We start from the raw sequence: 25,972 nt of genomic DNA on the forward strand, positions 1-25,972 counted from the left end.
ATAGCGGAATTTATGAATGTATCCGGAAAAACGGTTGAGACTCATAGAGACAATATTAGAAAGAAATTTGGTATAAAGCACAAAAAGACAAACCTCAGAACCCACCTATCCTCGCTATAATAATCCCCAGGCAAGGACTTCAGGGACATCCTTTACATTTACAGTTTTGCATGGTTATGGCCTTCCTGACATTTGCATCCGCTACACCTTGAGGTTTTTTGCCTGAGTGCCGATAAGAGCAATATGGAAACCGTCGGTCTGATTGGCATCTTCGTCTTGGGAGCAGTCGTCGCCTACTATTTGGAAATGTTCAACCAGAAATGGCGTCGACAGCTTCCATAAAACAGAAAGCCCCCACCTGTCGAATTTAGGTATTGCCAGTTGGCACCTTGAATCTTCCATAATCATAGAAGTTGGCAAGCAAGTTATAAAGCAAGGCCCATTGAATTGACCACAATGGCAGAAAGTTGACCCGGACGAAGTTGCTCACCTCTACTCGCAACTCAGCGGACGAAAGAAGTATGATGAGAGCATTTAACTTTGGCTGCAGCCGACAGCGGTCCAGCTTCCCTCAACCGCCGCGTCTGATCCGGGATGGTTCGACAATAAAAAATGAAAAAGTATAGATTACTAATGAATGGTCGGAATTTCCTTGTCAATATTAATGGTAAGCCTAAAAAACACGGGTTTTATCAAAATATCGTCGTTGAAGCTGACAGTCCAAAACAAGCTGAATTATTAGCAATCACTAAGATAAGGCACGATGAAGAATTAAAAAGAGCAACTTTTAACTCTAAAGATGATCCCCCTATTATTCATCTAGATACATTTTGGCAATTAGATATTCTTGACGATGTGGGCGGTTTAGAATTTGGCCGTACATTTTACGCAGAAAAGAAGTGGTGGCAATTCTGGAGATAAATAATGTTTTGTCAAGCGGCTGCAGAAGGAGTGGCAAAATCGCTGGCGCTCCCTTGCCGGCCTGTCAGCCAGGCCGTTATGCGCCTGACCTTCAAATACATAACTGCAATCCATGTAACCTTTTGAAATAGAGAACTTTTTGTGGTTGCTGACACGAATCAGCACTATTCCGGCCATGTCCCCCATTCTCGGCATCCTTCACTACCCTTGACCAATGAACCATGTTTGGCTATGTTTGCGCCATAGAAACGTGATTTCTTATTGTTAATCTGGACAGAGGTGAGTTTCCAATGCCATCACAACTGAGCCAAGCGCATTTAGAACATCAGTTTTGTCGCGACTTCGATAGGGAGTTGGAGCGAGCCAACCTATCCCTTGGCACTTTTCATAAAGTACTAAAAAGGATGGGGACTCCAGGCGGCAATGGGGCTGTTTTTTTGGAGGTTACAGATTAATTATGAAGAAATTATCATGCTCAATCACGATTACTTGCTTAACCTTGTTGCTATTTGTCGGCTGCGGACAACGGCCGGAAGTAGCTGAAGCTGGCAAGCTGGCCCCTGACTTCACCCTTGTAGACAGAAAAGGTAAAACCTGGAACCTTGGCGAACTCAAGGACCAGGTGGTATTTGTTAATTTCTGGGCAACCTGGTGTTTGCCTTGCATTAAGGAGATGCCTGCGATGCAAAAGCTTTACAGCTCAATGCCGGCAAATAAATTTAAAATGCTAGCCATTCTCTACAATGACAAGCCGGCCGTTGCCGACAGGATAGTCGCAAAACAAAAATACACATTTCCAATTCTTATTGATCCGGAAAATAAGGCAGGCAAGGCTTATGGCCTGACTGGGGTGCCTGAAACCTACATCATTGATAAACAGGGTGTGCTCCGGGAAAAATTTCTTGGCCCAGTTCAATGGGACTCTCCTTGGGTCCGGCAAATGCTGATGAAATACATTGCCCAGAGATAAATTCACAAAAAGTTTGGTCTCCAAGTCAAGTTGAAAATAAGTTGCGCTCTCCAAATTTTTCCAACGCTAAAACGTATTGAATGTTATGTTTTCTGGAAATGAGATGTGAATTGCAGTCGTAGTTAGCTGGTGTCTTTGTCTCTCTTTGGTAAAATATTTGCCTGACAACTAAGAGATAGTCTTGGTTTTTCCTTCATAATGCCTCTTGGAGATAACCGCCGTCATATAGCTACACTGCTGATTTCAGAGTGGCGATCATCGATACCTGCCATGACGTTAACGCTTTGAAATAGCGAACTTTTTTCGGTCTTCAAAAGCAAGCTATATCTCTCCTGATTTGAGCCACTTTCCTTGACAGATTTTCCGATGTCCGATAGAAACCTGTGCGCAAGTTCATAAATTCGCAATTGAAAATCTTTCAAGTTGTAATCTCAGCCTGCAGACTCCCACCACAAGATCTGGGACTGAGGCCAAGCTTCATCCTCGCTCATTCATCCAGATCAACCTGCTAATACAGTTTTTTTCTACAACAAATACAGCTTTCACCCCATTGCTTTGGCTTGCCATTGGTGTTTAAACTTTGTATGCTTTCGGTAAGCGTGGCGCCGAACCTGGCTCCGGTGCTGCCAGTTCTTCTATCTTTAGTTTCTCACCCAACATGCCGATAACACCAGTAAGGCCAGAAGGACTTTCACCTTCCAAATTCATGCTCTGGCAGCATTGGAACTTAAGACAGATACGGTTCGAAAAGAAATGCCTGACACAACAGAAACATGGATAGACTTTCGCAGTAAGTTCATAGAGGTGGTTGAGGAGAGAAGAAAGGCCCCGCGGATTGAGCTCCACTTTCCAGTTAGGATTGAGGGCGTCGAAGGCCCTCAACCGGCTACAAACCTCAGTATGGGAGGAGCCTTTGTGGAATTGGAACACGCCTCTGCTTTCAAAGAGGGCCAAGCTATTCGTTTGACCATGAGCCTCCCAAATGAAAGTGAACCTGTCAAGGCAAAAGCAGAGGTTATCCACATTCAGGGCACAGGAATAGGATTCAAGTTTGTTGATCTGGAGCCCATGGCCCAACACCTTGTTCAGCTATGCATTGACAACTTCAAAGACACAGTACCCCTTAAATGACATCCGGTTGTACCGCGTGAAAGACCAGAACCAGATATGGCCCTGGGTTTTCGCATGACAGTGACCCATATGCGGCTCCGCCCCCACGTGCCCCTGTGCAACCCGCCACGGCTTCTGCCTCAACTTCCGATCCTGCTCCTTAATAACACCCCTTCGCCATTTGGATTACTAGGAGTTCCCTCAGAAGTTTGACAAATTCCACGATATACATTAGAAATCCTTAAAAAAAGCTTTTGATCGGCGAGTGGTAGGTTTGGCAAGGAAGCTGTTTGTGTGAGGGTCTATGACATTTTGAGAATACCACATTGGATGACCATTAATTTCCGGGAGATGATGCGTGTTTACCACATGATAGATGACCTGGGGCTAAACGCCGATTTAGTTCATGCGGGGCGAAATAGGATAGGGAAGCTCTACCCATATTACTTTTTGCATCGTAACAGGCCATAAGGACCTCCTCGTGCTCAAAGAGTTTGAAGGTGTTCCGATCATGACTCCCAGGTCGTTCTCCGCTATCCTGCACGGTTAAGGAAATTGACAGACCAAAGGGTCAAAAAAGTTACAGAAAAAGCTTAGATTCCCAAGATATTGTACGGCTTAAGGCTCCATATGTTGATCCCTGACAAAAAATTCCTTTCTGAGGGAAGGGGCGAAATCATTCTTTTGACAGGCCGCATTCAAAGGATGTGTGAATGATACACTTGGTTTTTTTCTCATGTGAGTGCCGAAGAGCATTTCTGTCGCTCACAAAACCGACTTAACGAACAATTGAAAAAAACGTTAGGGAATCAGAGAAAGAAGCCGTTGATTGCCGACGAACATCAGAGCTTGTAACGTATCAAGACAAAAAGATGCGGGTGCGACGAACAGCTAGCGGGTGAATTTGGCGAACTGTTCAGATGAGGCCGAGATTTCTGTCGCAAAGGACAGGATTGTACGGTGAAAACAAGCGTCTTTAGCATTTCTGTTGGGAGAATTAAACATGACGGACACGAAAGTTGCCATTGGATACTCCAATGACAAAGACGCCTTTCTCTCAGGCAAGAAGTTAGCGGAAAGCACTCTAGGGGATGGCCCTGTCGAGCGCGTTGACCTTGCCCTAGCCTTCTGTGCTGGGAAGCTTAATCATGATGAATTTCTTGAAGGGTTGCAATCGACCATAGGCAACGAGGCACCTATCATCGGTGGTTCATCAATTGGCGTAATAACAAATGATGATATATCGTATGAAGGGTTGCCTGCTGCCCTTGCCTTGATTCAGTCTGATACGATCAAATTTAGAGTCGCCGCTGTTGGTGACTTAGACAAAGGGGAGCAACTAGCAGGTCGGAAATTAGCAAAAACTTTAGGAAGTAAATCAGAAGACAAGATCCTGCTTCTTCTTTATGATTCAGTGCGAGTCCCTGCTACAAACACTGCTCCACCAGTTCTTAATGCGTCAACGCCTTTACTTGAGGGAATAGCATATGGGCTTCAACCCGATATCCCGATTCTCGGCGCTGGCTTAATCGGGGACTATGGATTTGGCCCGACAAACCAGTTTTGCGGGTCGTATGTAGACAGTCAGGCTGTTGTAAGCGTCCTGTTTTCGGGAAATTTTAAACCTTATTTTTGTATAATGCATGGCTGCAGGCCCCTTGATGGAATCTATCATACTATCACGCGGATAGAGGGTTCGGTTCTTTATGAGTTGGATGGGAAGCCTGTTGTGGGTATAATTGACGATCTATTTGGAAGCCATGGTTGGCGAAAGCAACGTCCTGTCGATTATCTTACAATAGGCGTGAATTACGGAGAAAGGTACGGCGAACCTGAGGAAGGCAACTACGTAAACCGATTGATAACAGGCATTACAGCTGATGGAGAAGGTGTCAGTTTATTTGAACCAGATCTCGAGTCAGGCATGGAAATACAGTTTATGTTGAGGGATGCAGAAAGGATGTTGGATTCAGCCAGGAAAAATTCAGCAGATCTAATGAAACAAATTCAAAGGGACGGGAAAAAACCCTCCTTTGGCTTTTACATTGATTGCGCAGGCCGTACAGCCGACTATTCAAATACTTCGCGTGAAGAGGCTTCGGAAGTCCAGGAAGTATTAAAAAGGTATGGGACGCCTTTATTGGGGTTCTATTCTGGCGTTGAGATTTCGCCGCTTTTTAAAAAAAGCAGGGGGCTTGACTGGACGGGGGTTCTGATCATTCTTGCTGAGGGGAAATAACATGTCTTACAGAAAAATCAACTGGCAAGAGAAATGCGCTGAATTAGAGGCGTTGTTGGACCAAGAAAAGGTCAAGGTTGAGTATTATCAGAATATCGCCCAAGTAGAGGGGAAAAAGAGTTTACGAGAAATTAGTAAGTTAAGTCAGATTATTACTGAGCGCATACGAGCCCAGCGCGCACTGCTGGAAAGTGAGGAAAATTTCAGAGCGCTAGCCGAGAATGCCAATGACGGAATTCTGATAGCTACAAGTGAGGGAATCCATGTCTACGCTAACAAACGGGCCACTGAGATAACAGACTACGACGACGACGGGTTGCTGAAAACCGGTCTTAAAGGGGCGGTTGACCCTGGTGAAATCAGGGACATAAATGCAAGACACAAAAGAATTCTCAACGAAAGGCGTGTTCCGACAAGCTACGAGACATCCATCATCCGAAAGAACGGACAGAGGGTACCGGTGGAGATAACCGATGCGAAAACCACCTGGCAGGGACAACCTGCTATCATATCTATACTTCGTGACATTACCGAGAGGAAGGAGAGAGAGCGAGTGCTTCGAGAAAAAGATAAGGAGCTAGAGATTAAGGCAACTAGTCTTGAGGAAGTAAACACGGCCTTGCGAGTTTTACTGAAAAAAAGGGACGAGGATAAAGCAGAGCTGGAAGAAAAAGTGCTATCCAACGTGAGAGGTCTCGTTTTCCCCCACCTAAATAAACTGAAAAAGAGCTCATTGGATGCCAATCAGACATCCTGTGTCGCTGTCATAGAGTCAAACTTGAGCGACATCATCTCACCATTTGCCCGGAAGTTGTCCTCGAAATACCTGGGCCTTACACCTACGGAAATTCGGGTGGCAAACCTCGTAAAGGAGGGCAATAGTACCAAAGAACTAGCTGAATTTATGACCTTATCCCCTCGAACGATAGAATGTCACAGAGGAAATATTCGGAAGAAGCTTGGCATTAAGAAAAAGAAAGCAAACCTCAGAACCTACCTATCATCCATCCAATAATACGTATGATTTCTCCGCATTCTGTATGAAATAATGTGGGCTTGAATTGGTTCGGCATTGGACGGTATAATATTTTTAATAGAAATGTCGACGGGACCATTTCTTCTTCGTGTTTCGTTTAAACAAAGAGACGGCTTCCCTTTTTGAGCAGGCCATAAGGGGCCGGCAAACCGTGCACGCAGAACACGAACATCCGGAAGGTTAACCTCCAAAGTTGCTGCTATTGGAAGAGTGGACGAAACTTGTGAGCAGATAGGTAAATCTAAGTTATAGGCCCGTGAGACCATGCTAGCCCCTATCGAAATTGATCCTGATACATTTCTTCGTAAACATTACACTCTGCCGGCTCTGCCAGAGGTGGTGGGCCGAATTCAGAGCCTCATCCAGACGGCGAAAGTGGGGGTGGAAGAAGTGGCTGCGCTTATCAGCAAGGATGCGGCAACCCATCGGCAAGTACTCAAGGTGGTTAATTCTGCCTACTACGGACCCCCGAAAGAAATTACAAATGTGCGATTCGCAGTCGCATTCGTAGGGCTCTATGACATCTACTGCATTGTCCTTACCCTTTCTATCATCAATACCCTGACCACCGATGCCAGGGAAGAGGTCAACAGGTTCTGGTTTCATTCCTTTTATACAGCTCTTTGTGCAAAGTGCCTGGCTAAGAAATACGAGCCCCATTTACTAAATGCAAGGTTATTTTTGGCAGCCATGCTCCATGATATAGGCAAGCTGGTTTACCTGAAATTCTTCCCTGACCATTACAAGGCACTTAGCAGCTTCTGCATGGAACACGGCTGCTTATTCAACGAGGCAGAACGGCTCTTTTCCCTTCCCTCTAGTGCCTTTTTAGGTACCTTGTTGTGTGACCACTGGAGGCTGCAGGATGAGATCAAATGGGCGCGTGAATTTCATACCTTAAGAGATCTGTCAGATGCTGAGGGAAACAGCCCAGCAACGCGTTTTGGACGGATCATATGCCTGGCAAATGTGATTACCACTCTTTCCACAGAACAGTTCAATAATGCCTTGAGACGAGAAATAGCCCACACAACTGCGACGGCGCTGGGTTGCACAGAACCAGAATTTTGGAGCATGATGTCAGACATCTACGAGCTAAGGATCGATGTGGAGAATTTTATGGACCAGTTCCATTCAAATAACTTGAAGTGATTGAATCGGCTATAACAGATTTAAGAAGGCCTGCTGCCTTACTTGACATGATACAAGCGCTAAACAGGGGCACTGGGCAACCCCGTACTTAGGCACACACAAACCATGGACATTAAGAAACTACTGACGGTATTGGGAATGCTTGCAATTTCATGGCTCTTAGTTATCATAGTCATCTATATAGGGATGTCGTTGTACAGTAGGTTCTTGGGATGATTCGCTGTGAAGTTTTGACGATCGCGGTAGGGGGAGCAAGGGGATATTCTTTACGTTTCCACTTTCGGATTCAAAATGTACAAATGTAAAGGGCATCCCCGCAAAACCTACTCTGTGCCGAAGCCGGCAAGGCAAAAACAATCGTTTCGGGTGACCACCACCTACTCCGCTTGAAATCCTTTGGCACCATAAGAATTTTGACTCCTGCCCGATTTTTGGCAGAGTTAGGAGGAAAAGGGTGACATCCGTAACTACAGCGCCGAACATCAGCCACCACCAGGAGAACTGGTGGTATGAGGAAGACCCCTAAAAAAGGCCTGTACCCTCGTTCATTCTTTTTGACAGGATGAACAGGATCTCAAGGATTTGGTTTTTAATTTCTCCCTTCCCTGCTTGCCTCGCCATAGCATCTGCCAAGCTGCGACGGTTGGACGGAAGGTAGAAAACTCAATCCCGCGCAGGGCAAAAAAAAACATAACCGCCCGAATCCACGCTGCTTCCGCAGTAAATAATTTCCCGTCAATGAGGCCCATTTTTCCCCTCGAAGAGGGACAATACTTTTTGCCTTTCTTCAGGAAAGGCAAAAAAATCCTGTCCATCCAGTAAATCCTGTCTATGATGTTAACGCCTGAAACGGCAGATTGGCGGCCATTTGGCACTTAATTCCCATTTGGTCTTGACTTTTTGGCAATTTATGTTAATTTGGTCCCCATGACAAAGAGGGGCTATTATAAAAAAATATGGGCTGATTTTGACAAAGAAAAACACCTGGTACTTGTCTCCGGGCCACGCCAAGCTGGGAAAACAACATTTGCCAAGGACATCGCCTCGCAAGAGCCTGTTTCACTGTATTTCAATTATGACATTCCAGACAACAAAGTCAAAATCTTGCAAAATCCAACCTTTTTTGAAGAGCTGGACCGGGAAAAAGGCAACCCTCCGCTAATCATCCTGGATGAGATTCACAAATACAAGGACTGGAAGAACTACCTCAAAGGCATTTACGACGGTTATTCGGATGAGTTTCGCTTTCTGGCCACGGGTAGTGGATGTCTAGAGCTTTCCCGCAAGAAAGGGGATTCACTTGCGGGCAGATATCTGCATTTTCATCTTTACCCTTTTACGGTCGGTGAACTATTTGCTTCATCGACAGGAATGGATGATAAACATCTTCTGTTGGAAATCCCGGAGCAAGACCGAAAAGCACAAGAGGTATGGGAGGCTATGTTTCATGTAAGCGGATTCCCGGAGCCGTTTCTCAAGGGCACAAAGCTCAAGTACCGGCGTTGGACGAAATCATATCACAGCCAGGTCATAAGAGACGACATAAGGGACGAATACGCAGTAAGGCAAATCGACACCATGGAGGCATTATATTTCCTTTTATCCGAGTGTGTCGGTAATCCGTTTTCTTCCTCAAATTATGCGCGAACACTTAAGATATCTCACAAGACAGTATCGTCCTGGATAAGTGTGTTTGAGCGGTTTTTTCTAGTCTTCAGGCTGCGTCCATACAGCAGACGTATTGCCAGGAGTCTCGTCAAAGAGCCAAAGGTCTATTTCTATGACTACTGCAAGATAGAGGATCATGCTTTGCGGTTTGAAAACATGGTTGCCGTTGAGCTCAACCGTGCGGTAACACTCTGGAGCGATTTTGGACTGGGGGAATATGATCTCTGGTATTTGAGGAACAAGGAAAAGGAAGAGGTTGATTTCCTTGTCACCGAAAGAGGCAAACCGCAGTTCATGGTTGACGCAAAATTATCAGATACGGCAATAAGCCCGCATTTGTTAAAATTTCAAAATGCATTGGGTGTGCCCGCCATTCAACTGGTTAACACACCAAATGTTGCAACAAAAATCAGAAACGCATCCAACACAATCATTGTTGCCAGTGCTCCAAACTGGCTTGCCTGCCTAAACTGATAAAAGACAAGACGGGAACATACTGCTAATCAGTTTCTAAGTAATCCTTTTAGAGCCGGTTCATGATGGCAAGAAAGTCGAAGACAGAGGCACCTGTATGTGGGAACGATATATAATGCCCTAAAGATGGATTTTCCGAGATTCATCATAACATTCTTCCTGCCCGACAGGCTTGCTTTCAAAAAGAAGCAGGATGAAGAGTTAGATTGGGCGAAGGATGAATTCGAATACAAAATGACCAAAACATCGCACTTCATTGTCAGTAAGTAGCTGAAATGTCTCAAATATAGTTATGTTTTTCAATTTGGTGCTTCGATCATTGGGATTTGCCTGCCTGTCGGCAGACAGGTTTCGGATTTGCGGCTGACGCCTTGAGAGCAGCACGTGCTTCGAATTTATGAAAAAATCGATCCGGCGACAATCTCTATGATTTCACTGAACTACCTTCGAGAATGACGGAGCCCCGACCTGACTTACGAAGGGATTGCGACGTTCTGTTATTTGTTGTATCTATGCACAAAAGCATCATATCTGACCTGACTTACAAATAGTGTGCTGAAAACCGCATTTCGGTATGTGTGATAGTACAGAGGGAAGAATGTCTAGCAACTTGTATCCAAAGATTCTGATCTTTTTCTTTGTCATATCAACGATCCTGGCTGTGCCACCACTGATGGCAGGGGACGAAGATCAAGTCGTAAGAGTGGTTGAGGATTTTTCCAGGTTCAAGGCCGGTACGTTTCCTGAGGGCTGGAAATGTCGTTGGGGACAGAAAAGCAAAGCAAACAAGATATATACGGTAAGAACAAGCACTGAAGGCTACCTTGAAGCAAAAGCCATCAGTTCGGACGTTCCCATAGCCAAGAAGTTCGAATATGACCTCAAGAAATATCCCTTCTTGAGCTGGCAGTGGCGGGCCATTGAACTCCCTGAAGGTGGCGATGAGAGGTATAAGAAAACCGGAGATAGCGGGGCCGGTATATACGTGATCTTTCCTGGTCGCTTCAGACCGGAAAACATCAAGTATGTTTGGAGCGCTTCAGTGCCCGAAGGCACAACCACCGATAGCCCATACAACAGCAAAACAAAAATCGTCGTGCTCAGAAACCAATCCACCCCTCTCGGAATTTGGGTTTCTGAAAAGGTAAATGTCTACGAAAATTACAAAAGGCTTTTCGGTCAAGAGCCCCAGGCGGTACGGGGCATTGGAATCATGTCTGATTCAAACGACACAAGGTCAAGAGCTGAAGCCCATTACAGGGAGATATGCATAAGCAAGAAATGACGGCAGCCCTTTTATGAGCCTTACGAGAGGGTTTATTCACGGCCTTGATGCCAGCAGCAGTGGGACCAAAGGCCGGTTTTTCAGAAAAACATGCCCTGACATGCTAATCGAAGATTTTTCCGGAAGCCTCCAGCAGCGGATGGACAAACTGAACAGGCTTCTTTCTGACAAGACATCCTTGATCATTATCGGCTCAAGTTTCGGAGGGCTGATGGGCGCAATATTTGCATGCAAAAACCCAGAAAGGGTCAAGAAGCTCATACTGTTGGCCCCAGCCCTTATGTTTCCAGAATTCGAGGCCTATCTACAAGAGAAGATTGATATTGCAGTGACCATCTATCACGGGCAAAACGATGACGTTATATCTGTTGGGCCTGTTCACGAAATTGCGCGCACAGTGTTCCGTAACTTGACCTTTAACGTTGTTGAAGATGACCATGTGCTGAGCAACACCTTCATATCCATGGACTGGGACAGCCTCCTTGAAACGCGGCGAACCACCCTCTATAGATTCTAAGATGATGTTCTTGGCCCAAATGAGAGTATGTCTCTTGTTGGAACTTCCCTAGAGTAACCGGCAGATGCTAGATTCTGGTCACTTGATACTCGATAAACTGTACAATTTCCAATCCTTAATGCAGTATCCAGCATCTAGAATCCAGTTTCTGTTTGGAATAGAGCACAAACTCAGATTTCCTGACAAAATCGATAACCCCAGAATCTTTTTCTGAAAAACTATGGTTACTTCACATGCCAACGACTCGACAACAAATGATCATGCTGCTCTCCAAAGGGGAATGCAGAGCCAGGGATCTTTCACAGATGCTCGGCATCAGGGAAAAGGAGGTGTACGCCCATCTTTCCCACATTGAACGTTCTGTTACGCCACAAAAGAAGAAGCTCATTATCATAGCTTCCAGGTGTCTTTCGTGCGGATATGTTTTTGACACGAGAAAGCGCTTTACCAAGCCGGGGAGATGCCCCCGCTGCAAGAGCGAACGTATCCAGGAACCGACGTACCGGGTTGTGCAGGGGGACGGTCATCATGATAGACATTAGTGAAATGACTGTGCTGATAGTCGACGACATGCCGAACATGATCACGACCATGCGCAGCATGATGAAAGTGCTAAAATACGGCAAAACATTCCTGTCTGCCAACAGCGGAGCCGAAGCCTGGCGGATATTGAAAAAACAACCCGTAGACATGGCGATCCTGGACTACCACATGCCGGGCATGAGCGGAGCGGAATTATTGAGTCGAATAAGAGAAGACAGGGATCTAAGAGATCTTCCGGTAGTCATGGTTACGGCCCAGGCTAATAGAGAATTTGTAGCGGAGGCTGCTGAATCAGAGATAGATGCCTACATATTGAAACCTGCTACCGTCAAGGTGTTGGGCGACAAGATCCTAACAGTAATTGAAAACGCCAACAATCCTTCTCCCATGGTTTTTCATTTGAAGGAAGCAAAAAGATTTGAGGAAAATGGAGATATAGATGCTGCTATAGAAGAAGCGGGGCTGGCCGTGGACGCCAATCCGACGTCATCAAGACCTCCGCGTGAATTGGGTTATTACTATTTCAAGAAGGGCGACCTCAAAGAAGCCGAAAAATGGCTATTGAAAGCCGCCCGGATGAATTCCCTTGATGTCTTTGCTTTTCACTATTTGGGAGAGTTATACTTGAATGTCAACGACATAGAATCGGCATCTCAATACTTTGAGAAAGCCATGAGCATAAACCCGCGTCACGTGACGCGAGCCATCTATTTCGGCACCACCCTGCTTGAGAGAAAAATGCTTCAAGAGGCCGTTCAAGTCTTTGAAAAAGCGCTTAATGTGTCGGGAAACGACCTAGAATTGCGAGAAGAGATAGCCGGTTTGTGTATCGAGAAAGGGGCAAAGGAGTATGGCGCCAAGCTTCTAGAGTCTATGCTCAGGACAGAGTCCAAGAGAACTGACCTCCTTTTTTTGTTGGGAGTAACCCTGGAAGAACTTGGCCAGAATTCCAAGGCGCTCACTTACTTGACCCGTGCCGAAAAAGATGACCGCAAGAACCATGATATCAAAATACATCTTGCCAGAGTCTATCTGGCCCTTGGCAAGACAATTCGAGCTGAAAAACCCTTGAGGGAAATATTGCAGGTTAATCCAAAGAATAAGGAAGCCCTGGGCCTTTTGAAACAGTGTGTCTAACTCGTCTCCACGGGAGTTTCCTTTTCTAAGCGGCGAGGTCCCGCCGATGGCGGGATTGTATGAAATTGAGAAGCGATTTTATGAGGATGGTCCGATGACGCATGAAAAAAGACTTCTTGAGATATTGCTTGCTATCACCAATATATCCAACGACAGGAAGATTGAATTTCGGATAAAACTTCAGCTCATTCTTCTTGAAATCGTCAATTGCATGCAGGCCAAGTCTGGGTCAATCATGCTTCTCAAGGGCCGCAAGGTCCTGGAAGTGGCAGCTTCGACAAATTCCAGATTGATAGGTCTTAGACAAGAACTAGATGAGACCTCGCCTTCTTCCTGGGTTGTCAGGAATAAGGCCCCTCTCTACGTGGACAAAGCTACCGGACATGAGAGTTACCGCAAGAAACTCGCTCACTATGAGAAAACGGCCTTTCTTGTGGCGCCCATAGTCAGTGATGACAAGGTGATCGGAGTCCTGAACGTAACGGACAAGATCGGTGAGGACGTGTTTGTAAAATGGGAGCAGGAGATTTTTTTAAGAATCGCAGGGCATGTCATCAGCGCCCTTGAAACCCAGCGCCTGACCAAGTCCTTAAGGAAAAACAGGAGAACCCTTGAGAAAAAGAACATTCAGTTAAAAAAACTGGAGAAGCTCCGGGCAGACCTCTTCAACATGTTGATTCATGATCTGAAAGGGCCGATTTCCGAGGTCGTGGCCAACCTTGATATCCTCTCCTATACGGTTGTCGATGAAAATCGCCAGTATGTTAAATCGGCTCAGATAGGCTGCGACACATTAATTAGAATGATCTCCAACCTATTGGATATTGCTCGACTCGAGGAACGCAAACTCGAACTACTCTATGAAAGAATAGATCCGAAAGACCTCGTCAAGGAGGCCCTGGGCCGGTTGTTCAGGGTAGGCAAAACAAGGAAGCTATGTTTTGTGGAAAAGGCGCCTCCTCCTACGACTACGGATGTTTTATGGGGAGATCGGGGAATTCTGCTCAGGGTCCTGCAAAATCTCCTTACCAATGCCATTCAATATTCTCCCCCCGGGGAGACCATTGAGGTAGGTTTTGAGTACCTGAAATCCCCAAAAATCGAGTTTTTCGTCAAGGACAATGGTCCCGGTGTCCCTGCCGAATACCGCCAGGCCATTTTTGACAAATACGTGCAGCTTGACAAGAAAGCGGACGGCCGCACTTACACGACAGGCATGGGCTTGACCTTCTGCAAAATGGCTGTCAAAGCCCATCGTGGCACAATTGGCGTAACCACCGAGGCCCCCAAGGGAAGTCGCTTCTGGTTTGTCCTCCCCGTAGAAAAAACTTAGGGCTCGCGCAAGAATAAGTTCGCAGAGTTGGCGCTCAGATTTGGTTCAGATTTGGCCGATCCGATTGAGCAAAACCGCAAGAATAGCGAGTTATTTCGAGGAGTCTGTCCGCCTCCGGCGGAAGCAACGGTCAAAGTCGCAGATCCGCCGCTGGCGTGGATGGGCTAAAGTCGCAGATCCGCCGCTGAAAGTCTGCCGTGAGTCTGGCGGATCTTTCTGGAGGGCTGAGATGCCAAAATGTGAAGTTATTTTTGCGCGAGCCCTTAGGATTGATAAACTCACAAGAAGTTATCAAATTGACGGCTTGGCCAGGAATCTTTCCTCGACAAGGTCCGCGAGGCCCTTTATGTCGTCGAGTTCAAATCGAGGCACACCGAGGTCAAGGGGAATATCAGATAGCAGGGCCACAAGGCTGTCATCCTTTCTGCAAAGGGGCTTATCATGGACCTGACTCCGAAAGACTTCTATCTTGGGCTTGTGTTGTTTCTTGTATCCTTCGGTCAAGATGATATCAGCGTCCTGAAAGTATTTTGACGCAAGGCCGTCAAGTGTCTCTTCGGCCTCCACATCCTTGATAACCGCCACCTTCTTGGGCGATGAAATGGCTACGGAACAGGCTCCGGCGTGTTTGTGACGCCAGCTGTCTTTGCCCTCATGGTCTATGTCAAAGCCATGGATATCGTGTTTGATCGTGCCAATGCTGTAGCCCCTTGCCTTGAGTTCGGGCACCAGCCTTTCCAAAAGGGTCGTTTTCCCGGCGTTTGACTTGCCCACAATCGAAACGATCGGAGGCGCGACAGATTCTTGCCCGTGGTGTGCGGTTGGCCTTTGAAAAAAGGCGTTTTGAGCATGATTCAGCAATTGGACAGAGACCGCCTCTCCCTTGCTTAGCCGACTCTTATCCGATCGGCGGACAACAATAAGCCCGTTAGCCCTTTTCATAGCAGAGAAGACCGAGACCTCCGGTCCGACAAGAGGAAGCACGCGGTACCGCGAATCCTCCTCCCTAACCAACCCTTGAACCAAATGATCCGTTCCAGGCCTTTTTTTGATATCCTGTTCAAGAATAGCTTTGATGGACGGCATCCTCTCTATTTTAAAACCCATTAGTCGCAAAAGAGCCGGGAGAACGAGCACGTAAAACGCTACGTAAACCGCACTGGGCTTGCCCGGCAAGCTCAAAACGGGTTTCCCGTCATAAAAGCCGAAAGAGGTGCCTTTGCCGGGCCGCATGGACACACCGGCAAACTTCAGGTCAATCCCGATCTCGCCTATCAAGGCGCGGGTTAGGTCTGAATGGGCATTTGAAGTACCTCCGGTAGTGATAAGAATATCGCTTTTGAGTCCTTCTCCAATATCTTTCCTGATGGCGTTCTTGTCATTCCTGGAGATCTTTGAACAGTTTACATGGCCGCCGTGTTCTTTGATCATGGCCGACAACATATAGATGTTACTGGCCACGATCTTGTGGTCTTCGCGCCTATCGTTAATATCAACCAACTCGTTTCCAACGGCAAGCACACACACCCGAGGCCTTCTGGTCACGGGCACTTCTCTCGTTTGCAAGGTGGCCAGGATACCAAGGACCGCGGGTGTTATCAGGTCTCCGGCTTCAACGACCAGGCTGCCCCTCTTCATGTTTTCCCCTTTTTGGGAAACATACTGAAAAGGTGGGACTGCAGCCCGAAGCTCAATAAATCCTGCGCTGTATCGTGCATCTTCTTCTTTGACAACCGCATCTGCCCTGGGAGGAATGGGACCACCGGTCATAATGCGGACGGCTTGCCCGGCTGCCAGGGGAGACAACTTGGCTGTGCTTGGGTGTATCTGGCCCACGACTTTCAGCTCAACTGGATCCTCATTTGTCGCATTGGCGATGTCTTTGCTGCAAACGGCGTAGCCGTCCATGGCAGAACGATCAAAGCGAGGAATATCGGTAGATGCGTAAACACTATCCCCAAGAATACAGCCTAATGCCTCAGTCAAAGGGAGGTCGATCGTTTCCAACGGCTTTATGGAGTCTAAAATGAGTTTGACGGCTTCTTGGCGGGACACAGTCATGTGACAATCTATCCTCTATTTTTCACCTTGAACATTCCGATCAGCTTCCGAAACCTAACGTTATGGACATTTTTTTTCTTTGTCAAGGAGAAATATGTCATACAAAGCTTAATGCTCGAGTTGGATCAAAGGGTTTTGGATTGACTTTTTAACTATATACTTATATTCGATTTTCCACAACCATAACTGACACCAGATAGAAAGGAAGACAATGTGCAACTTGCTGCCTTGATTGACAAGATCAAAGCCCATCCTGATTACCACAAGGTTGGGATGATCCTGTGCCATGTGGGCGTAGTACGGGGAACTTCCCGGGACGGGCGCCCTGTTTCCGGCCTGGACCTTACCGTTGACAATAAGAATCTGGAATCAATCCTTGCTGAACAGAAGAAAAGGCCTGGCATTGTGGAAATCTTGGTCCGGATACAGAAAGGCCCGCTCAAAGTGGGCGACGAGGTCATGTTCATTGTTGTGGCGGGCGACTTCCGGGACCATGTTATCCCCGTGCTGGAAGACACATTAAACGCCATAAAAAAAGGGGTTACCTGCAAGAGAGAACACTTTATGTGAAGAAAGGAAATCTATGCCCAAGTTAAGCCATCTCGATGACGAGGGAAGGGTGCGCATGGTGGACGTATCTGAAAAACCCGCCACGGCCAGGGAAGCAGTGGCTCAAGGTGTCATTGCCATGCGGCCCGAGACCTTCGACCTGATCAGAGACCAGAAAGTGAAAAAGGGAAATGTCCTGGAAACAGCACGCATTGCAGGGGTTATGGCTGCAAAGAGGACCGCGGAACTCATTCCGATGTGTCATCCCCTTCCGATTACTTATGCAAGGGTCGATTTTTTCCCTTTGTCTGAGACCCACAGTATCCGGATAGAGGCTGCAGTTCGTGTGATAGGCCAAACCGGAGTGGAAATGGAGGCATTGACCGCTGTATCGGTTGCAGCGCTTACTGTTTACGACATGTGCAAATCATACGACCGTGCCATGACCATCTCTGATGTGTATCTGATAAAGAAGTCAGGAGGAAAGAGCGGCGCTTTTGTCAGAAAGTGATCATGAAGGACGCTTTGACTTACGATGTGGCCGAATATAGGGAAGGCCACTTTCAAGAGACTCAGGTCCCGGCCATTCAGGAAGTGCCTTTGACCATCTATCTCAACGGGCATGAGGTAGTTACCTTGTTGTGCACGGGAAAGCACCCCAAGTACCTGGCAGCGGGATTCTTGAAGTCTGACGGGTTTATTTCTGATTTGAAGCAACTCAAGGATATTCGCGTTGAGGATGCCCATGAAAGAATTAAGGTGTGTGTTGAGACATCTCATGATCCGTTCAGTGAGCAATCCTTGAAGCGATATGTCACATCGGGTTGCGGGAAGGGCACGGATTTTGAACGCAATGCAAGAACCCTGGCCTCCACAACAGTTTCAGCAAGCCTGAGAGTCTCACCACAGCAGATCCTTAAACTAATGGCTGAACTCCATGAGCGTTCCACCCTTTACCGGGTCACCAGGGGATGCCACAATGCCGCCCTTGCCTCACCTGAAAAGATGCTCATTTTCCATGAAGATATTGGCAGGCACAATGCCATTGACATGATTTGCGGTCAATGTCTTCTGGACGGCATTCCCACGGAGGATAAACTCATTGTCACCACAGGCCGCATTGCTTCTGAGATACTGTTAAAGGCCATTCGACTGGGCGTGCCTGTCCTCGCGTCAGGCTCAGCCGCGACACGGTTTGCCATTGATCTGGCCAGAAAGACGAATATGACATTGGTGGGAAAAGTGGAGCAAGGACACATGATCGTGTTCAACAATGGCGGTAGAATAAACCTATGACTGAAAAGGATTTCTTAAAAGTTACCACCCTTAAGGCGGTGCTGAAATTGATTTTCGCCCTTCCGAGCGTTGGCGAAGAGGTTCTCGCGTCAGATCAGTCTGTGGGCCGAATCCTGGCCCGGGATCTATTTTCCGGCATCGATCTTCCGGACTTCAGTCGTGCCACGATGGATGGCTACGCAGTTCAGGCAAGATCCACATTCGGGGCATCAGAGAGCATGCCGGCCCTTCTTGCCATCGTTGGGTCTGTTGAAATGGGAGAAATCCCAACCGTTTCTGTAAAGGCCGGCCAGGCCGCTCGAATCGCCACAGGGGGGATGCTGCCGCAGGGGGCAGACAGTGTGGTCATGGTGGAACACACCCAGAGCCTTGATGAGCATACCCTTGAGGTTTTCAAGAGCGGTGCCCCCTTGCAGCACGTCATGGAGGCGGGTGAAGACTTCAAGAAGGGAGAAAAGGTTCTTTCAAGGGGCAGCCCTATACGTCCTCAAGAAATGGGTGTCTTGGCCGCCTTGGGCCAGACCCGCGTCGAGGTCTACAGGCAACCTGTTGTTGCCATAATATCTTCCGGTGATGAGATTGTGCCCATTGAGCAAACACCGGGGCTCTCCCAGCTAAGGGATGTCAATGCCCACACCCTTGCGGGTCTTGTTCCGTTGTCAGGCGGGATTCCTCGCTATCTCGGCATTGCCAAGGACAACTTTGATGACCTGGACCGCCTCTGCCGGCAAGCCCTGGCCGGGGCTGACATGGTCTTGATCTCCGGTGGCAGTTCAGTGGGTTCACGCGATTTCACCTTGGAGGTTCTTCAGGGACTTCCCGATTCAGAAATCTTGGTCCATGGCGTTTCAGTAAGCCCGGGAAAACCGACAATCCTGGCACGATGCGGGGAAAAGGCCGTATGGGGCATTCCAGGGCAGGTGACATCTGCCATGGTCGTTTTTCACGTAATGGTCCGTCCCTCCATTCAAAAGATATGCGGGCTCTGTGAAGACGAACTGGGGAAAACCAACGAGGTGCCTGCCGTGCTGAGCCGGAATCTGGCCTCGGTTCAGGGCAGGGAGGACTATGTCCGGGTGAGGCTCTTGCGCCAGAGAGAAGGGCTCTGCGCTGAACCTATTCTTGGAAAATCAGGGCTGATCCATACCATGGTCAAGGCTGACGGACTTATCAGGATCGACAGGGACTCAGAAGGGTTGGAAGAGGGCGCCGAAGTGAGAGTCATGCTATTCTAGGGGGGTTGCGATGATACATGACACTGATGCCGGATCCCCGATGCCTGATGTCCGATGGAGGACATTTCTAATTCTAATGCGTAATATACCTCGACTCCAAACGACAATAGATGTCTCTTGTGAATTCTTCTGATATCTTTGCCATGGCCCGGCTCATCGCCTCGACCAGGGCTTGAGGGTTTTTCCGTTTACTGGCCTCTTCGGCACGATAGGTTTTTTGAAATACTATCCTTTTGCTGATGTCCGGTTCATTGTCTGCCGTCAAGGTGATGCTCAGGCATAACACCGCCTGCCAGATGTCTTCCGTGTCCCGTTCAAAGAACTCATCTATCGAGCCTTCCAGCGCATATGAGGAAGGCGACCTGCTATCATTGCAAAGCACTGCCTTAAACAGGCTGGATTCTCTTATGTCCCTGCACAGAAAATGGGTGACAAGGTCCCCGGGATTGGCCCGCCACTGATGATAAACATATTCATTTCTCTTAAATGATTTGTCCCTGTAAACGATTCGATTTGTATTATACATAGGAGCCACACTGAAACGTTCCATCCTGATCACAAGAGGAAGTAGCTCAAGGCCCGATATTTTGGGCGGGTCATATTCCAATGTGTAGAAGTCGATCTTGCGGCTTGGCTGTTTAAGGTTGAGGCACGCCCCGAGTAGGAGGGGGAGAGCGAGGAGGACAATAGACATCTTCTTGTGCCAATCCATAAAAAAACCTCCGTTTACCTTTCCAATATCTCCACCTTGCGTGGAACCGGTGGTTGCCCGAACATCAATTGAGACGGCTGCTCAGCAAGAAGATTTACTAATCTTTGCAGATTCTCACTGGCCCTTTCAAGATTCTGAGCTGTGACAAGCAGATAACGCCTGAGATGAGAATATGAATCATCTGTTCCGCTGATCAGCGAGGAGCCCTTTTCTAAAAAGGTGTTGGCATTCTCCATGGCGCTCCTGAAAGCTTCAATAGCTGTCTTGATGGTCTCCTCTTTGTCGTTAACGATCCCTTGGACTTTACCCAGGCCCCTGTTCGCTTTACCCATCAGGGTGTTTAGGGATTGACTCGCCTCTTCAACCGAAGCCAGAATATTCTCCCATCTTCGATTGTCCAAGATACGACCCACTCTTTCGAGGGATGATTCAAGATTCTTTGAGATGCTTTTCACGTTGGCATCGTTAATCATCTTGTTGATGTCGTCCAGGTTCAATTTGACTTTTTCGGAGATTCCCTTAAGGTCCACAGACCTTATCTGATTCAGGACGTAGTCAATACCTCTCACTAGCTCGCTGATATCCGACGGCTTTGATGCGACAATAGGATATTCTGATGGGAAGCTGAGGGGTGGAGACCGGTCAGGCTCATCCTTTTTCTTCCGATCCAGTTCGATGAACATGCTGCCGGTAATACCTACCAATTTCAACTGGGCCACAATATTACTATCGAGTGCCTGACCAGACTCGATTTTTAAGACCACCTGTATTAGCTTGCAATCAGGGGCAACACCCACCTTTTGAACCCGGCCTATGGACACACCCCTATATTTTACCGGAGACTCCATATCCAGGCCCTGAACAGATTCGTTGAAGTAGGTCACGTAATACTGCCCCTTTTCCAAGAAGCGCGACATGCCCAACCAGATGACGGCTATCAAGGCAAACGCGATTCCGCCTGCCACGAATAGCCCCACGGTAAACTTGATCCTAATGGAGGCCATTACTCTCCTTTTTGTTTTCGGCGTTGGAATTCAAGATTCAATTACTTCTCTTCAGTCCCATCCCGGTTCTTCTTGGTCTGGCGGTTAAAAAACTGTCTGACGAATGGATTCTGACTGTGATCCCGCAGATATTCCGGGTCTCCTTCACCGATTATTCCTCTGGCATGCTTGTCCAGCATGATAACCCTGTGCGCCACAGCAAAGATACTCTGAAGCTCATGGGTCACAATAACTATGGTAGTCCCGAAGCTTCTATTGAGATGAACAATGAGGTTGTCAAGTTCAGCCGATGTTACGGGATCGAGTCCGGCAGACGGCTCATCAAAGAACAGGATTTTAGGATTCAGGGCCATGGCCCTTGCCAGTCCGGCCCTCTTTTTCATTCCGCCACTGATTTCCGATGGCAAATGGTTTTCGTAGCCATTCAGACCAACCAAGCTCAGCTTCATCCTGACCAGGGTAGCCACAGATCGTTGGGGTAAATCCGTATACTCTGTGATCGGTAGGGCCACATTCTCAGCCAGAGTCATGGAACCAAAAAGAGCGGCGCCCTGGTACAGGACTCCGATTTTTTTCAAAACGTCTTGGAATGTCGCTTCATCACACCCGAAAATATCGTCACCGCCAATGAGCACCTGGCCTGAATCGGGGCTGATAAGTCCTACAAGGTGTTTTAGCAATGTGCTTTTCCCGCAGCCGCTTACTCCCAGGACAACGAATATTTCTCCTTCGTATACATCGAATGATACGCGGTCAAAGATAATATCTTCGCCATATCGGGCAACCAAATCTCTAACCTGGATAACGGCCTGTCTCGCCATAAGTTGCGCTTTACTCCCAGTAGCGGAGTATGACCGAAAACACTGAGTTAAACAGTATGATCAAAAAAATGCTGCTAACAACTGCAGATGTAGTTGCCTGGCCAACAGATGATGCCCCGCCTTTGACTTGAAAACCCCTGAGGCAACCTATCCAGGCTATGAGGAGCGCAAACACGCCGCTCTTGAAGACCCCCAGAAAAACATCAAAAAGCGTTAAGGTCTTGATCGTCTGGGTGATATAGGCATTGGCAGTCAGATCGAGTGTCAAGATCCCAACCACAAGACCGCCGATTATGGCAAATACGTCGGAAAACAGCGTCAAGAGTGGAACCACAATTATCGAAGCGATTATCTTTGGGATAACCAGAAACCTTGTAGGGTCAAATCCCATAGTGAAAAGGGCATCGATCTCTTCGGATATCTTCATGGTCCCGATTTCGGCTGCAAAGGCCGAACCGGATCTCCCCGCGACGATGATAGCGGTCATGATCGGTCCTAATTCCCGAGTCATTGAAAGGCTTACTAATGATGCCACGTAGATGTCGGCTCCAAACTGCCTGAGTTGAACCGAAGACATGAAGGCCATAATCAGACCGAGGAGGAAGCTGATCAAGCCAACAATGGGCAGAGCATCAACCCCTGTCTTTTGCATGCATAAGAAGGTGTCGTCCCTTCGCAACGATTTGGGGTGTGAACAGACATGAAGCAGTGAGAGGCATACGGACCCCATAAAAGAAAGCAAAACTTTCAGGTCTGAAGCATGATGGATGGTTGCCTCGCCAAGGCGAATCAACACGGCGGGAGGACGTTTCTTCTTAAATGCGTCCCCTTTTTCCAGGGAATCGAAATTGAGTATGGAGAGGACCTTACTTGCTTCGTCATTAACATTTTGCAAGCAGAAATGGTCCTTCCCATTTGACATCATCTTTCTTGTTTCAACGAGGACCAGTGCTCCGAAATCGTCCAAGTAGGAAACCTTTTGCAGATCCACGGTCAAGGATCGTGGTTGCCGATCTTTCACAAGGTCACTAAACGTTTCGATCATCGCAGCGGCATTGGATGCATCCATCTTTCCCTGTACATGAAGTGTGATACTCCCCTGGCCACTTTCTGAAACTTCGTACTTGCACGATTGTAGGTCGCCAGTAAATCGTTTCATGGATTTTGCGGCCTAAATTGGAATTTTTTCAGGCTCTCTTCATCAAGAGCATATGCCTTTGCAAGCAAATCCACATCCATCTGGAAAACCAACCAGCCCAAAAACTGATTATCTTTGCGTATTTCAAAGGCGACCTCAATGCCTCTGCAGCCCATTGGATAATCTTTGTGTGTGCGATACAGGCTCAGCACCCTGTGGATAGACCTTTCACTACCGCGAAACTCTATGCCGGCATAACTGCTGTCCACCATGTTTTTGTTTTCTGTTTCCGTGTTAGAATATGCACCAAATACCTTCTTGTTCTCATCAAGAAGAATGAGCCCGGTGTAAGGTATTGAAGTGTTCTCCTGAACGTCAAAAAACTCCTTCATCAACTGGCTTGTTTTGGATCTGTCGCCGGCAGCAAAGTGATTGGCTAATAGTGAATTAAGCAAAACGTAGTCTTTAGCTAACTGATTTCTCAGTTCCTGTTTCTTGACATCCATGATCTCAAAGCCTTTTGAGAAGTAGGGATAGCCGAAAAAAATGGCCGCAGAGAGAAGACCGAGCAATATGAAAGACGGCAGGAGCCAATACCTTGCTCGCCGATATCTCCTTTCCAGATTCTGAACCGCCGTTACATCTCGGCCTAAGGAGAGAACCCCCTTGAAGTTGTGGTGACCATCATAGAGCAAAGTAGTGCTCGTCGACACAAAGCGTGTGCCCTTTTCAGGATGTTTTATCTTCAGTATCTTCTCCCTTACCGAATATCTTGCTTGAACCTCATCAAGGAAGTCTCTGTAGGCCTGCGGTTCCACGTAGATGTCTTCTACGGATTTGTTGTGCATCTCATGCCAGTCCAGGCCATAGAGGTTTTCGGCAGCAGTGTTCCAGGAAAAAATGTTGCCATTCTTATCAGTCAATAGAACGGCATCCGGCAGTTGGTCACAAAACTCCTTGAGTCCGTGAAGAATCTGGCTTGCCTCACCAAGGCGCTCGGCCAGAAGCTTGGCTATCTCCCGGGACACACCCGGAAATTCGCTGAGAAAGGCCGTGATATTTTTCCTGGGAATGCAGACGGCCTCCACGTCGTCTTTTGCCTTTACGGTAGCCGTTCTTCTGGAGCCCATGAGAAAGGACATCTCTCCAAAGATTGCGCCCCTCTCCGCAATCTCCCATATCTTTTTGCTGCCCTTGAGGATCTCCAACTCCCCGGAGACCAGAATATAGAGGTCCTGAGAATCATCTCCTTCGACCATAATTAGCTGGCCTGTTTCAAAGGATGTGAGGTATCTGTTCAGATCCGGGTTGTTTATGACGTCGTCCAACATAGCGAAGCTCCTTACTGTTTCCCTCGGCACCCCAGGTGATGAGAACTCAAAACGTGGGAACACTACACCTTCGTTTTTTTACTAGCAGGAATCATGCCGCAAGGCGGCTCACAGGCATTTTTTATGATGTTAAGGTGTTATAGCTTGCGTGTCCGAACATGAAGTAACGAAGCCTGCTGGGATGTGTTTGGTGATCTGCCGATGTGTCAGATTATTGACTCTTGGTCACAACCCGGGGCGTGCCAGAGAGTTAACTCGTGTGCTGTTCAAAGGAAAGGCAATCAAGCTCAGGGCTCGCGCAAGAATAAGTTCGCAGAGTTGGCGCTCAGATTTGGTTCAGATTTGGCCGATCCGATTGAGCAAAACCGCAGTAACGGCGAGCTATTTCGAGGAGTTTGTCCGCCTCCGGCGGAAGGATCGGTCAAAGTCGCAGATCCGCCGCTGGCGTGGATGGGCTAAAGTCGCAGATCCGCCGCTGAAAGTCCGCCGTGAGTCTGGCGGATCTTTCTGGCTGGCTGAGATGCCAAAATGTGAAGTTATTTTTGCGCGAGCCCTTAGGTCCAAAGACGTATAAAGCCCAGGCAGGTCCGAACAGAATCTGCCGAGGATATCGAACTCTGGGAGGACAAAGGGCGAGATGATATCCTGGAGTGGGTCGACGCCATACAAATAAACCCAAACTTCCTAACACCCTGCGGTCTATACTGCGATATCACAACTATTCCGCACTGAAAAGGCAAAAAAACCACGATAACCCTTCAATATCCCTTGACATCTCACCAGCAAACACCTATTAACATGATTTAAAATGCATTTCGAAGGAGGACCCCCATGAACAAAGCGGATCTCATAGAGGCACTGAATAAGGAAACCGGACTAACAAAAACAAAAGCCATCGAAGTCGTTAACCTGTTTTTCGGAAAGATGTCCAAAGCTCTCGCAAAGGGAGACCGGGTCGAAATAAGGGGTTTCTGTAGCATCTACGTAAAGAAATACAAAGAATACACGGGCAGAAACCCCAAAAGTGGTGTGCACACCCAGGTACCGCCGAAGAAGCTACCCTTCTTTAAGTGTGGCAAGGAACTGAAGGAAAGAGTGGATAACAAATAGCCCAGTAACCAGTACAATGTCACGCCAGTCCACCTGGGGATGACGCTCCCGCACTTTCAATCTCTTCTGAAGTCTTAAGGCTAAATCCATTTGTGACTTCAGAATCCAAGAGGTCTGACTTTTTGTTGATAAGCTTCTGAATCCATTTCAGACGGCCCTTCTCACCCAACTATTGTAGATGTCTGCCCATCTAATCTCCTCGCTTTATCGAAACTAATTCAACCTAGTCAAGGAACACTCAGTTTAGGGCTGGGTCAGAAATAACTTGGTAGAATTGGCGCTCAGATTTGGGTTGGATTTGGCTGATCTGATTGAGCAAAACCACAGGAA

Annotated in this window: 24 protein-coding genes; 18 read left to right on the plus strand and 6 right to left on the minus strand. The window is 47.5% G+C overall.

Annotated elements, in window-relative coordinates; all coding sequences use genetic code 11:
• The 13 genes from JW883_09420 to JW883_09480 all read left to right on the plus strand — a co-directional run.
• The coding region (locus JW883_09420; GenBank protein MBN1842482.1) for a DNA-binding response regulator at positions 1 to 120 on the plus strand (120 nt) is incomplete at its 5' end.
• Between the two features lie 492 nt (positions 121 to 612).
• Positions 613 to 921, plus strand: a complete 309-nt coding sequence (locus tag JW883_09425; GenBank protein MBN1842483.1) for a hypothetical protein — start codon at positions 613 to 615, stop codon at positions 919 to 921.
• A 457-nt stretch (positions 922 to 1,378) separates the two neighbouring features.
• Positions 1,379 to 1,891, plus strand: coding sequence for a TlpA family protein disulfide reductase (locus JW883_09430; GenBank protein ID MBN1842484.1), 513 nt, complete (start codon positions 1,379 to 1,381; stop codon positions 1,889 to 1,891).
• 753 nt (positions 1,892 to 2,644) lie between these two features.
• The gene (locus JW883_09435) at positions 2,645 to 3,022 is read left to right on the plus strand and encodes a PilZ domain-containing protein (protein MBN1842485.1); all 378 of its coding nucleotides are present in this window, start codon (positions 2,645 to 2,647) and stop codon (positions 3,020 to 3,022) included.
• Positions 3,023 to 4,004: 982 nt separating this feature from the next.
• Positions 4,005 to 5,240, plus strand: a complete 1,236-nt coding sequence (locus JW883_09440) for an FIST C-terminal domain-containing protein (protein ID MBN1842486.1) — start codon at positions 4,005 to 4,007, stop codon at positions 5,238 to 5,240.
• A gap of 1 nt (position 5,241) precedes the next feature.
• Entirely contained in the window at positions 5,242 to 6,255 is a 1,014-nt protein-coding gene (locus JW883_09445) for a PAS domain S-box protein (GenBank protein ID MBN1842487.1), read from the plus strand.
• 285 nt (positions 6,256 to 6,540) lie between these two features.
• Positions 6,541 to 7,428 carry an HDOD domain-containing protein gene (locus tag JW883_09450; protein ID MBN1842488.1) on the plus strand — a complete coding sequence of 296 codons (888 nt, stop codon included), beginning with the start codon at positions 6,541 to 6,543 and terminating at the stop codon, positions 7,426 to 7,428.
• Positions 7,429 to 8,355: 927 nt separating this feature from the next.
• Entirely contained in the window at positions 8,356 to 9,570 is a 1,215-nt protein-coding gene (locus JW883_09455) for an ATP-binding protein (protein ID MBN1842489.1), read from the plus strand.
• A 598-nt stretch (positions 9,571 to 10,168) separates the two neighbouring features.
• Positions 10,169 to 10,855 (plus strand): DUF3047 domain-containing protein, encoded by a 687-nt coding sequence (locus JW883_09460; protein ID MBN1842490.1) that lies wholly within the window; start codon positions 10,169 to 10,171, stop codon positions 10,853 to 10,855.
• A gap of 13 nt (positions 10,856 to 10,868) precedes the next feature.
• Positions 10,869 to 11,372 (plus strand): alpha/beta hydrolase, encoded by a 504-nt coding sequence (locus JW883_09465; protein ID MBN1842491.1) that lies wholly within the window; start codon positions 10,869 to 10,871, stop codon positions 11,370 to 11,372.
• A 233-nt stretch (positions 11,373 to 11,605) separates the two neighbouring features.
• The gene (locus JW883_09470) at positions 11,606 to 11,914 is read left to right on the plus strand and encodes an ArsR family transcriptional regulator (protein ID MBN1842492.1); all 309 of its coding nucleotides are present in this window, start codon (positions 11,606 to 11,608) and stop codon (positions 11,912 to 11,914) included.
• Positions 11,901 to 13,052: a response regulator gene (locus tag JW883_09475; protein ID MBN1842493.1), complete on the plus strand. Its 1,152-nt coding sequence runs from the start codon at positions 11,901 to 11,903 to the stop codon at positions 13,050 to 13,052. The genes JW883_09470 and JW883_09475 overlap by 14 nt, the downstream gene beginning before the upstream one ends.
• Positions 13,053 to 13,146: 94 nt before the next feature.
• Positions 13,147 to 14,385: a GAF domain-containing protein gene (locus tag JW883_09480; GenBank protein ID MBN1842494.1), complete on the plus strand. Its 1,239-nt coding sequence runs from the start codon at positions 13,147 to 13,149 to the stop codon at positions 14,383 to 14,385.
• Positions 14,386 to 14,676: 291 nt separating this feature from the next.
• On the opposite strand, the gene mobB is transcribed toward JW883_09480, so the two are convergent.
• Positions 14,677 to 16,446, minus strand: a complete 1,770-nt coding sequence (gene mobB, locus JW883_09485; protein MBN1842495.1) for a molybdopterin-guanine dinucleotide biosynthesis protein B — start codon at positions 16,444 to 16,446, stop codon at positions 14,677 to 14,679.
• A gap of 213 nt (positions 16,447 to 16,659) precedes the next feature.
• On the opposite strand from mobB, the gene JW883_09490 reads away from it, so the two are divergent.
• Genes JW883_09490 through JW883_09505 form a run of 4 tightly spaced genes read left to right on the plus strand, consistent with a single transcriptional unit; the run spans position 16,660 to position 19,526 of the window.
• Complete coding sequence (locus JW883_09490) at positions 16,660 to 17,016, plus strand: molybdenum cofactor biosynthesis protein MoaE (protein ID MBN1842496.1); 357 nt, start codon at positions 16,660 to 16,662, stop codon at positions 17,014 to 17,016.
• A 13-nt stretch (positions 17,017 to 17,029) separates the two neighbouring features.
• Complete coding sequence (moaC, locus tag JW883_09495; protein MBN1842497.1) at positions 17,030 to 17,506, plus strand: cyclic pyranopterin monophosphate synthase MoaC; 477 nt, start codon at positions 17,030 to 17,032, stop codon at positions 17,504 to 17,506.
• A 2-nt stretch (positions 17,507 to 17,508) separates the two neighbouring features.
• Entirely contained in the window at positions 17,509 to 18,291 is a 783-nt protein-coding gene (fdhD, locus tag JW883_09500) for a formate dehydrogenase accessory sulfurtransferase FdhD (GenBank protein MBN1842498.1), read from the plus strand.
• A complete protein-coding gene (locus tag JW883_09505; GenBank protein MBN1842499.1) occupies positions 18,288 to 19,526 on the plus strand; it encodes a molybdopterin molybdenumtransferase MoeA in 1,239 nt (412 codons plus the stop codon). The genes fdhD and JW883_09505 overlap by 4 nt, the downstream gene beginning before the upstream one ends.
• A 73-nt stretch (positions 19,527 to 19,599) precedes the next feature.
• Here the strand turns inward: JW883_09505 and JW883_09510 are convergent, their stop codons facing one another.
• Genes JW883_09510 through JW883_09530 form a run of 5 tightly spaced genes read right to left on the minus strand, consistent with a single transcriptional unit; the run spans position 19,600 to position 24,532 of the window.
• Entirely contained in the window at positions 19,600 to 20,238 is a 639-nt protein-coding gene (locus tag JW883_09510; protein MBN1842500.1) for a membrane integrity-associated transporter subunit PqiC, read from the minus strand.
• Between the two features lie 14 nt (positions 20,239 to 20,252).
• A complete protein-coding gene (locus JW883_09515) occupies positions 20,253 to 21,242 on the minus strand; it encodes an MCE family protein (GenBank protein MBN1842501.1) in 990 nt (329 codons plus the stop codon).
• 41 nt (positions 21,243 to 21,283) lie between these two features.
• Positions 21,284 to 22,063, minus strand: a complete 780-nt coding sequence (locus JW883_09520; protein MBN1842502.1) for an ATP-binding cassette domain-containing protein — start codon at positions 22,061 to 22,063, stop codon at positions 21,284 to 21,286.
• A 10-nt stretch (positions 22,064 to 22,073) separates the two neighbouring features.
• A complete protein-coding gene (locus tag JW883_09525; GenBank protein MBN1842503.1) occupies positions 22,074 to 23,222 on the minus strand; it encodes an MlaE family lipid ABC transporter permease subunit in 1,149 nt (382 codons plus the stop codon).
• A complete protein-coding gene (locus JW883_09530; GenBank protein ID MBN1842504.1) occupies positions 23,219 to 24,532 on the minus strand; it encodes a cyclic nucleotide-binding domain-containing protein in 1,314 nt (437 codons plus the stop codon). The genes JW883_09525 and JW883_09530 overlap by 4 nt, the downstream gene beginning before the upstream one ends.
• Before the next feature lie 831 nt (positions 24,533 to 25,363).
• Between JW883_09530 and JW883_09535 the strand changes: the two genes are divergently transcribed.
• Positions 25,364 to 25,642 (plus strand): integration host factor subunit beta, encoded by a 279-nt coding sequence (locus JW883_09535; GenBank protein ID MBN1842505.1) that lies wholly within the window; start codon positions 25,364 to 25,366, stop codon positions 25,640 to 25,642.
• Positions 25,643 to 25,972 lie beyond the last annotated feature (330 nt).

The organism is Deltaproteobacteria bacterium (assembly GCA_016930875.1).
Classification (GTDB): Bacteria; Desulfobacterota; Desulfobacteria; order Desulfobacterales.

What these genes read in the sequence shown, in the direction of transcription:
- JW883_09435 (MBN1842485.1), top strand. Translation starts at nt 2,645, where the DNA reads ATGCCTGACACAACAGAAACATGGATAGACTTTCGCAGTAAGTTCATA.
- JW883_09530 (MBN1842504.1), bottom strand. Translation starts at nt 24,532, where the DNA reads ATGTTGGACGACGTCATAAACAACCCGGATCTGAACAGATACCTCACA.
- JW883_09445 (MBN1842487.1), top strand. Translation starts at nt 5,242, where the DNA reads ATGTCTTACAGAAAAATCAACTGGCAAGAGAAATGCGCTGAATTAGAG.
- JW883_09535 (MBN1842505.1), top strand. Translation starts at nt 25,364, where the DNA reads ATGAACAAAGCGGATCTCATAGAGGCACTGAATAAGGAAACCGGACTA.
- JW883_09455 (MBN1842489.1), top strand. Translation starts at nt 8,356, where the DNA reads ATGACAAAGAGGGGCTATTATAAAAAAATATGGGCTGATTTTGACAAA.
- fdhD (MBN1842498.1), top strand. Translation starts at nt 17,509, where the DNA reads ATGAAGGACGCTTTGACTTACGATGTGGCCGAATATAGGGAAGGCCAC.
- mobB (MBN1842495.1), bottom strand. Translation starts at nt 16,446, where the DNA reads ATGACTGTGTCCCGCCAAGAAGCCGTCAAACTCATTTTAGACTCCATA.
- JW883_09505 (MBN1842499.1), top strand. Translation starts at nt 18,288, where the DNA reads ATGACTGAAAAGGATTTCTTAAAAGTTACCACCCTTAAGGCGGTGCTG.
- JW883_09520 (MBN1842502.1), bottom strand. Translation starts at nt 22,063, where the DNA reads ATGGCGAGACAGGCCGTTATCCAGGTTAGAGATTTGGTTGCCCGATAT.
- JW883_09510 (MBN1842500.1), bottom strand. Translation starts at nt 20,238, where the DNA reads ATGGATTGGCACAAGAAGATGTCTATTGTCCTCCTCGCTCTCCCCCTC.
- moaC (MBN1842497.1), top strand. Translation starts at nt 17,030, where the DNA reads ATGCCCAAGTTAAGCCATCTCGATGACGAGGGAAGGGTGCGCATGGTG.
- JW883_09475 (MBN1842493.1), top strand. Translation starts at nt 11,901, where the DNA reads ATGATAGACATTAGTGAAATGACTGTGCTGATAGTCGACGACATGCCG.
- JW883_09450 (MBN1842488.1), top strand. Translation starts at nt 6,541, where the DNA reads ATGCTAGCCCCTATCGAAATTGATCCTGATACATTTCTTCGTAAACAT.
- JW883_09515 (MBN1842501.1), bottom strand. Translation starts at nt 21,242, where the DNA reads ATGGCCTCCATTAGGATCAAGTTTACCGTGGGGCTATTCGTGGCAGGC.
- JW883_09480 (MBN1842494.1), top strand. Translation starts at nt 13,147, where the DNA reads ATGACGCATGAAAAAAGACTTCTTGAGATATTGCTTGCTATCACCAAT.
- JW883_09440 (MBN1842486.1), top strand. Translation starts at nt 4,005, where the DNA reads ATGACGGACACGAAAGTTGCCATTGGATACTCCAATGACAAAGACGCC.
- JW883_09470 (MBN1842492.1), top strand. Translation starts at nt 11,606, where the DNA reads ATGCCAACGACTCGACAACAAATGATCATGCTGCTCTCCAAAGGGGAA.
- JW883_09525 (MBN1842503.1), bottom strand. Translation starts at nt 23,222, where the DNA reads ATGAAACGATTTACTGGCGACCTACAATCGTGCAAGTACGAAGTTTCA.
- JW883_09465 (MBN1842491.1), top strand. Translation starts at nt 10,869, where the DNA reads ATGAGCCTTACGAGAGGGTTTATTCACGGCCTTGATGCCAGCAGCAGT.
- JW883_09425 (MBN1842483.1), top strand. Translation starts at nt 613, where the DNA reads ATGAAAAAGTATAGATTACTAATGAATGGTCGGAATTTCCTTGTCAAT.
- JW883_09460 (MBN1842490.1), top strand. Translation starts at nt 10,169, where the DNA reads ATGTCTAGCAACTTGTATCCAAAGATTCTGATCTTTTTCTTTGTCATA.
- JW883_09430 (MBN1842484.1), top strand. Translation starts at nt 1,379, where the DNA reads ATGAAGAAATTATCATGCTCAATCACGATTACTTGCTTAACCTTGTTG.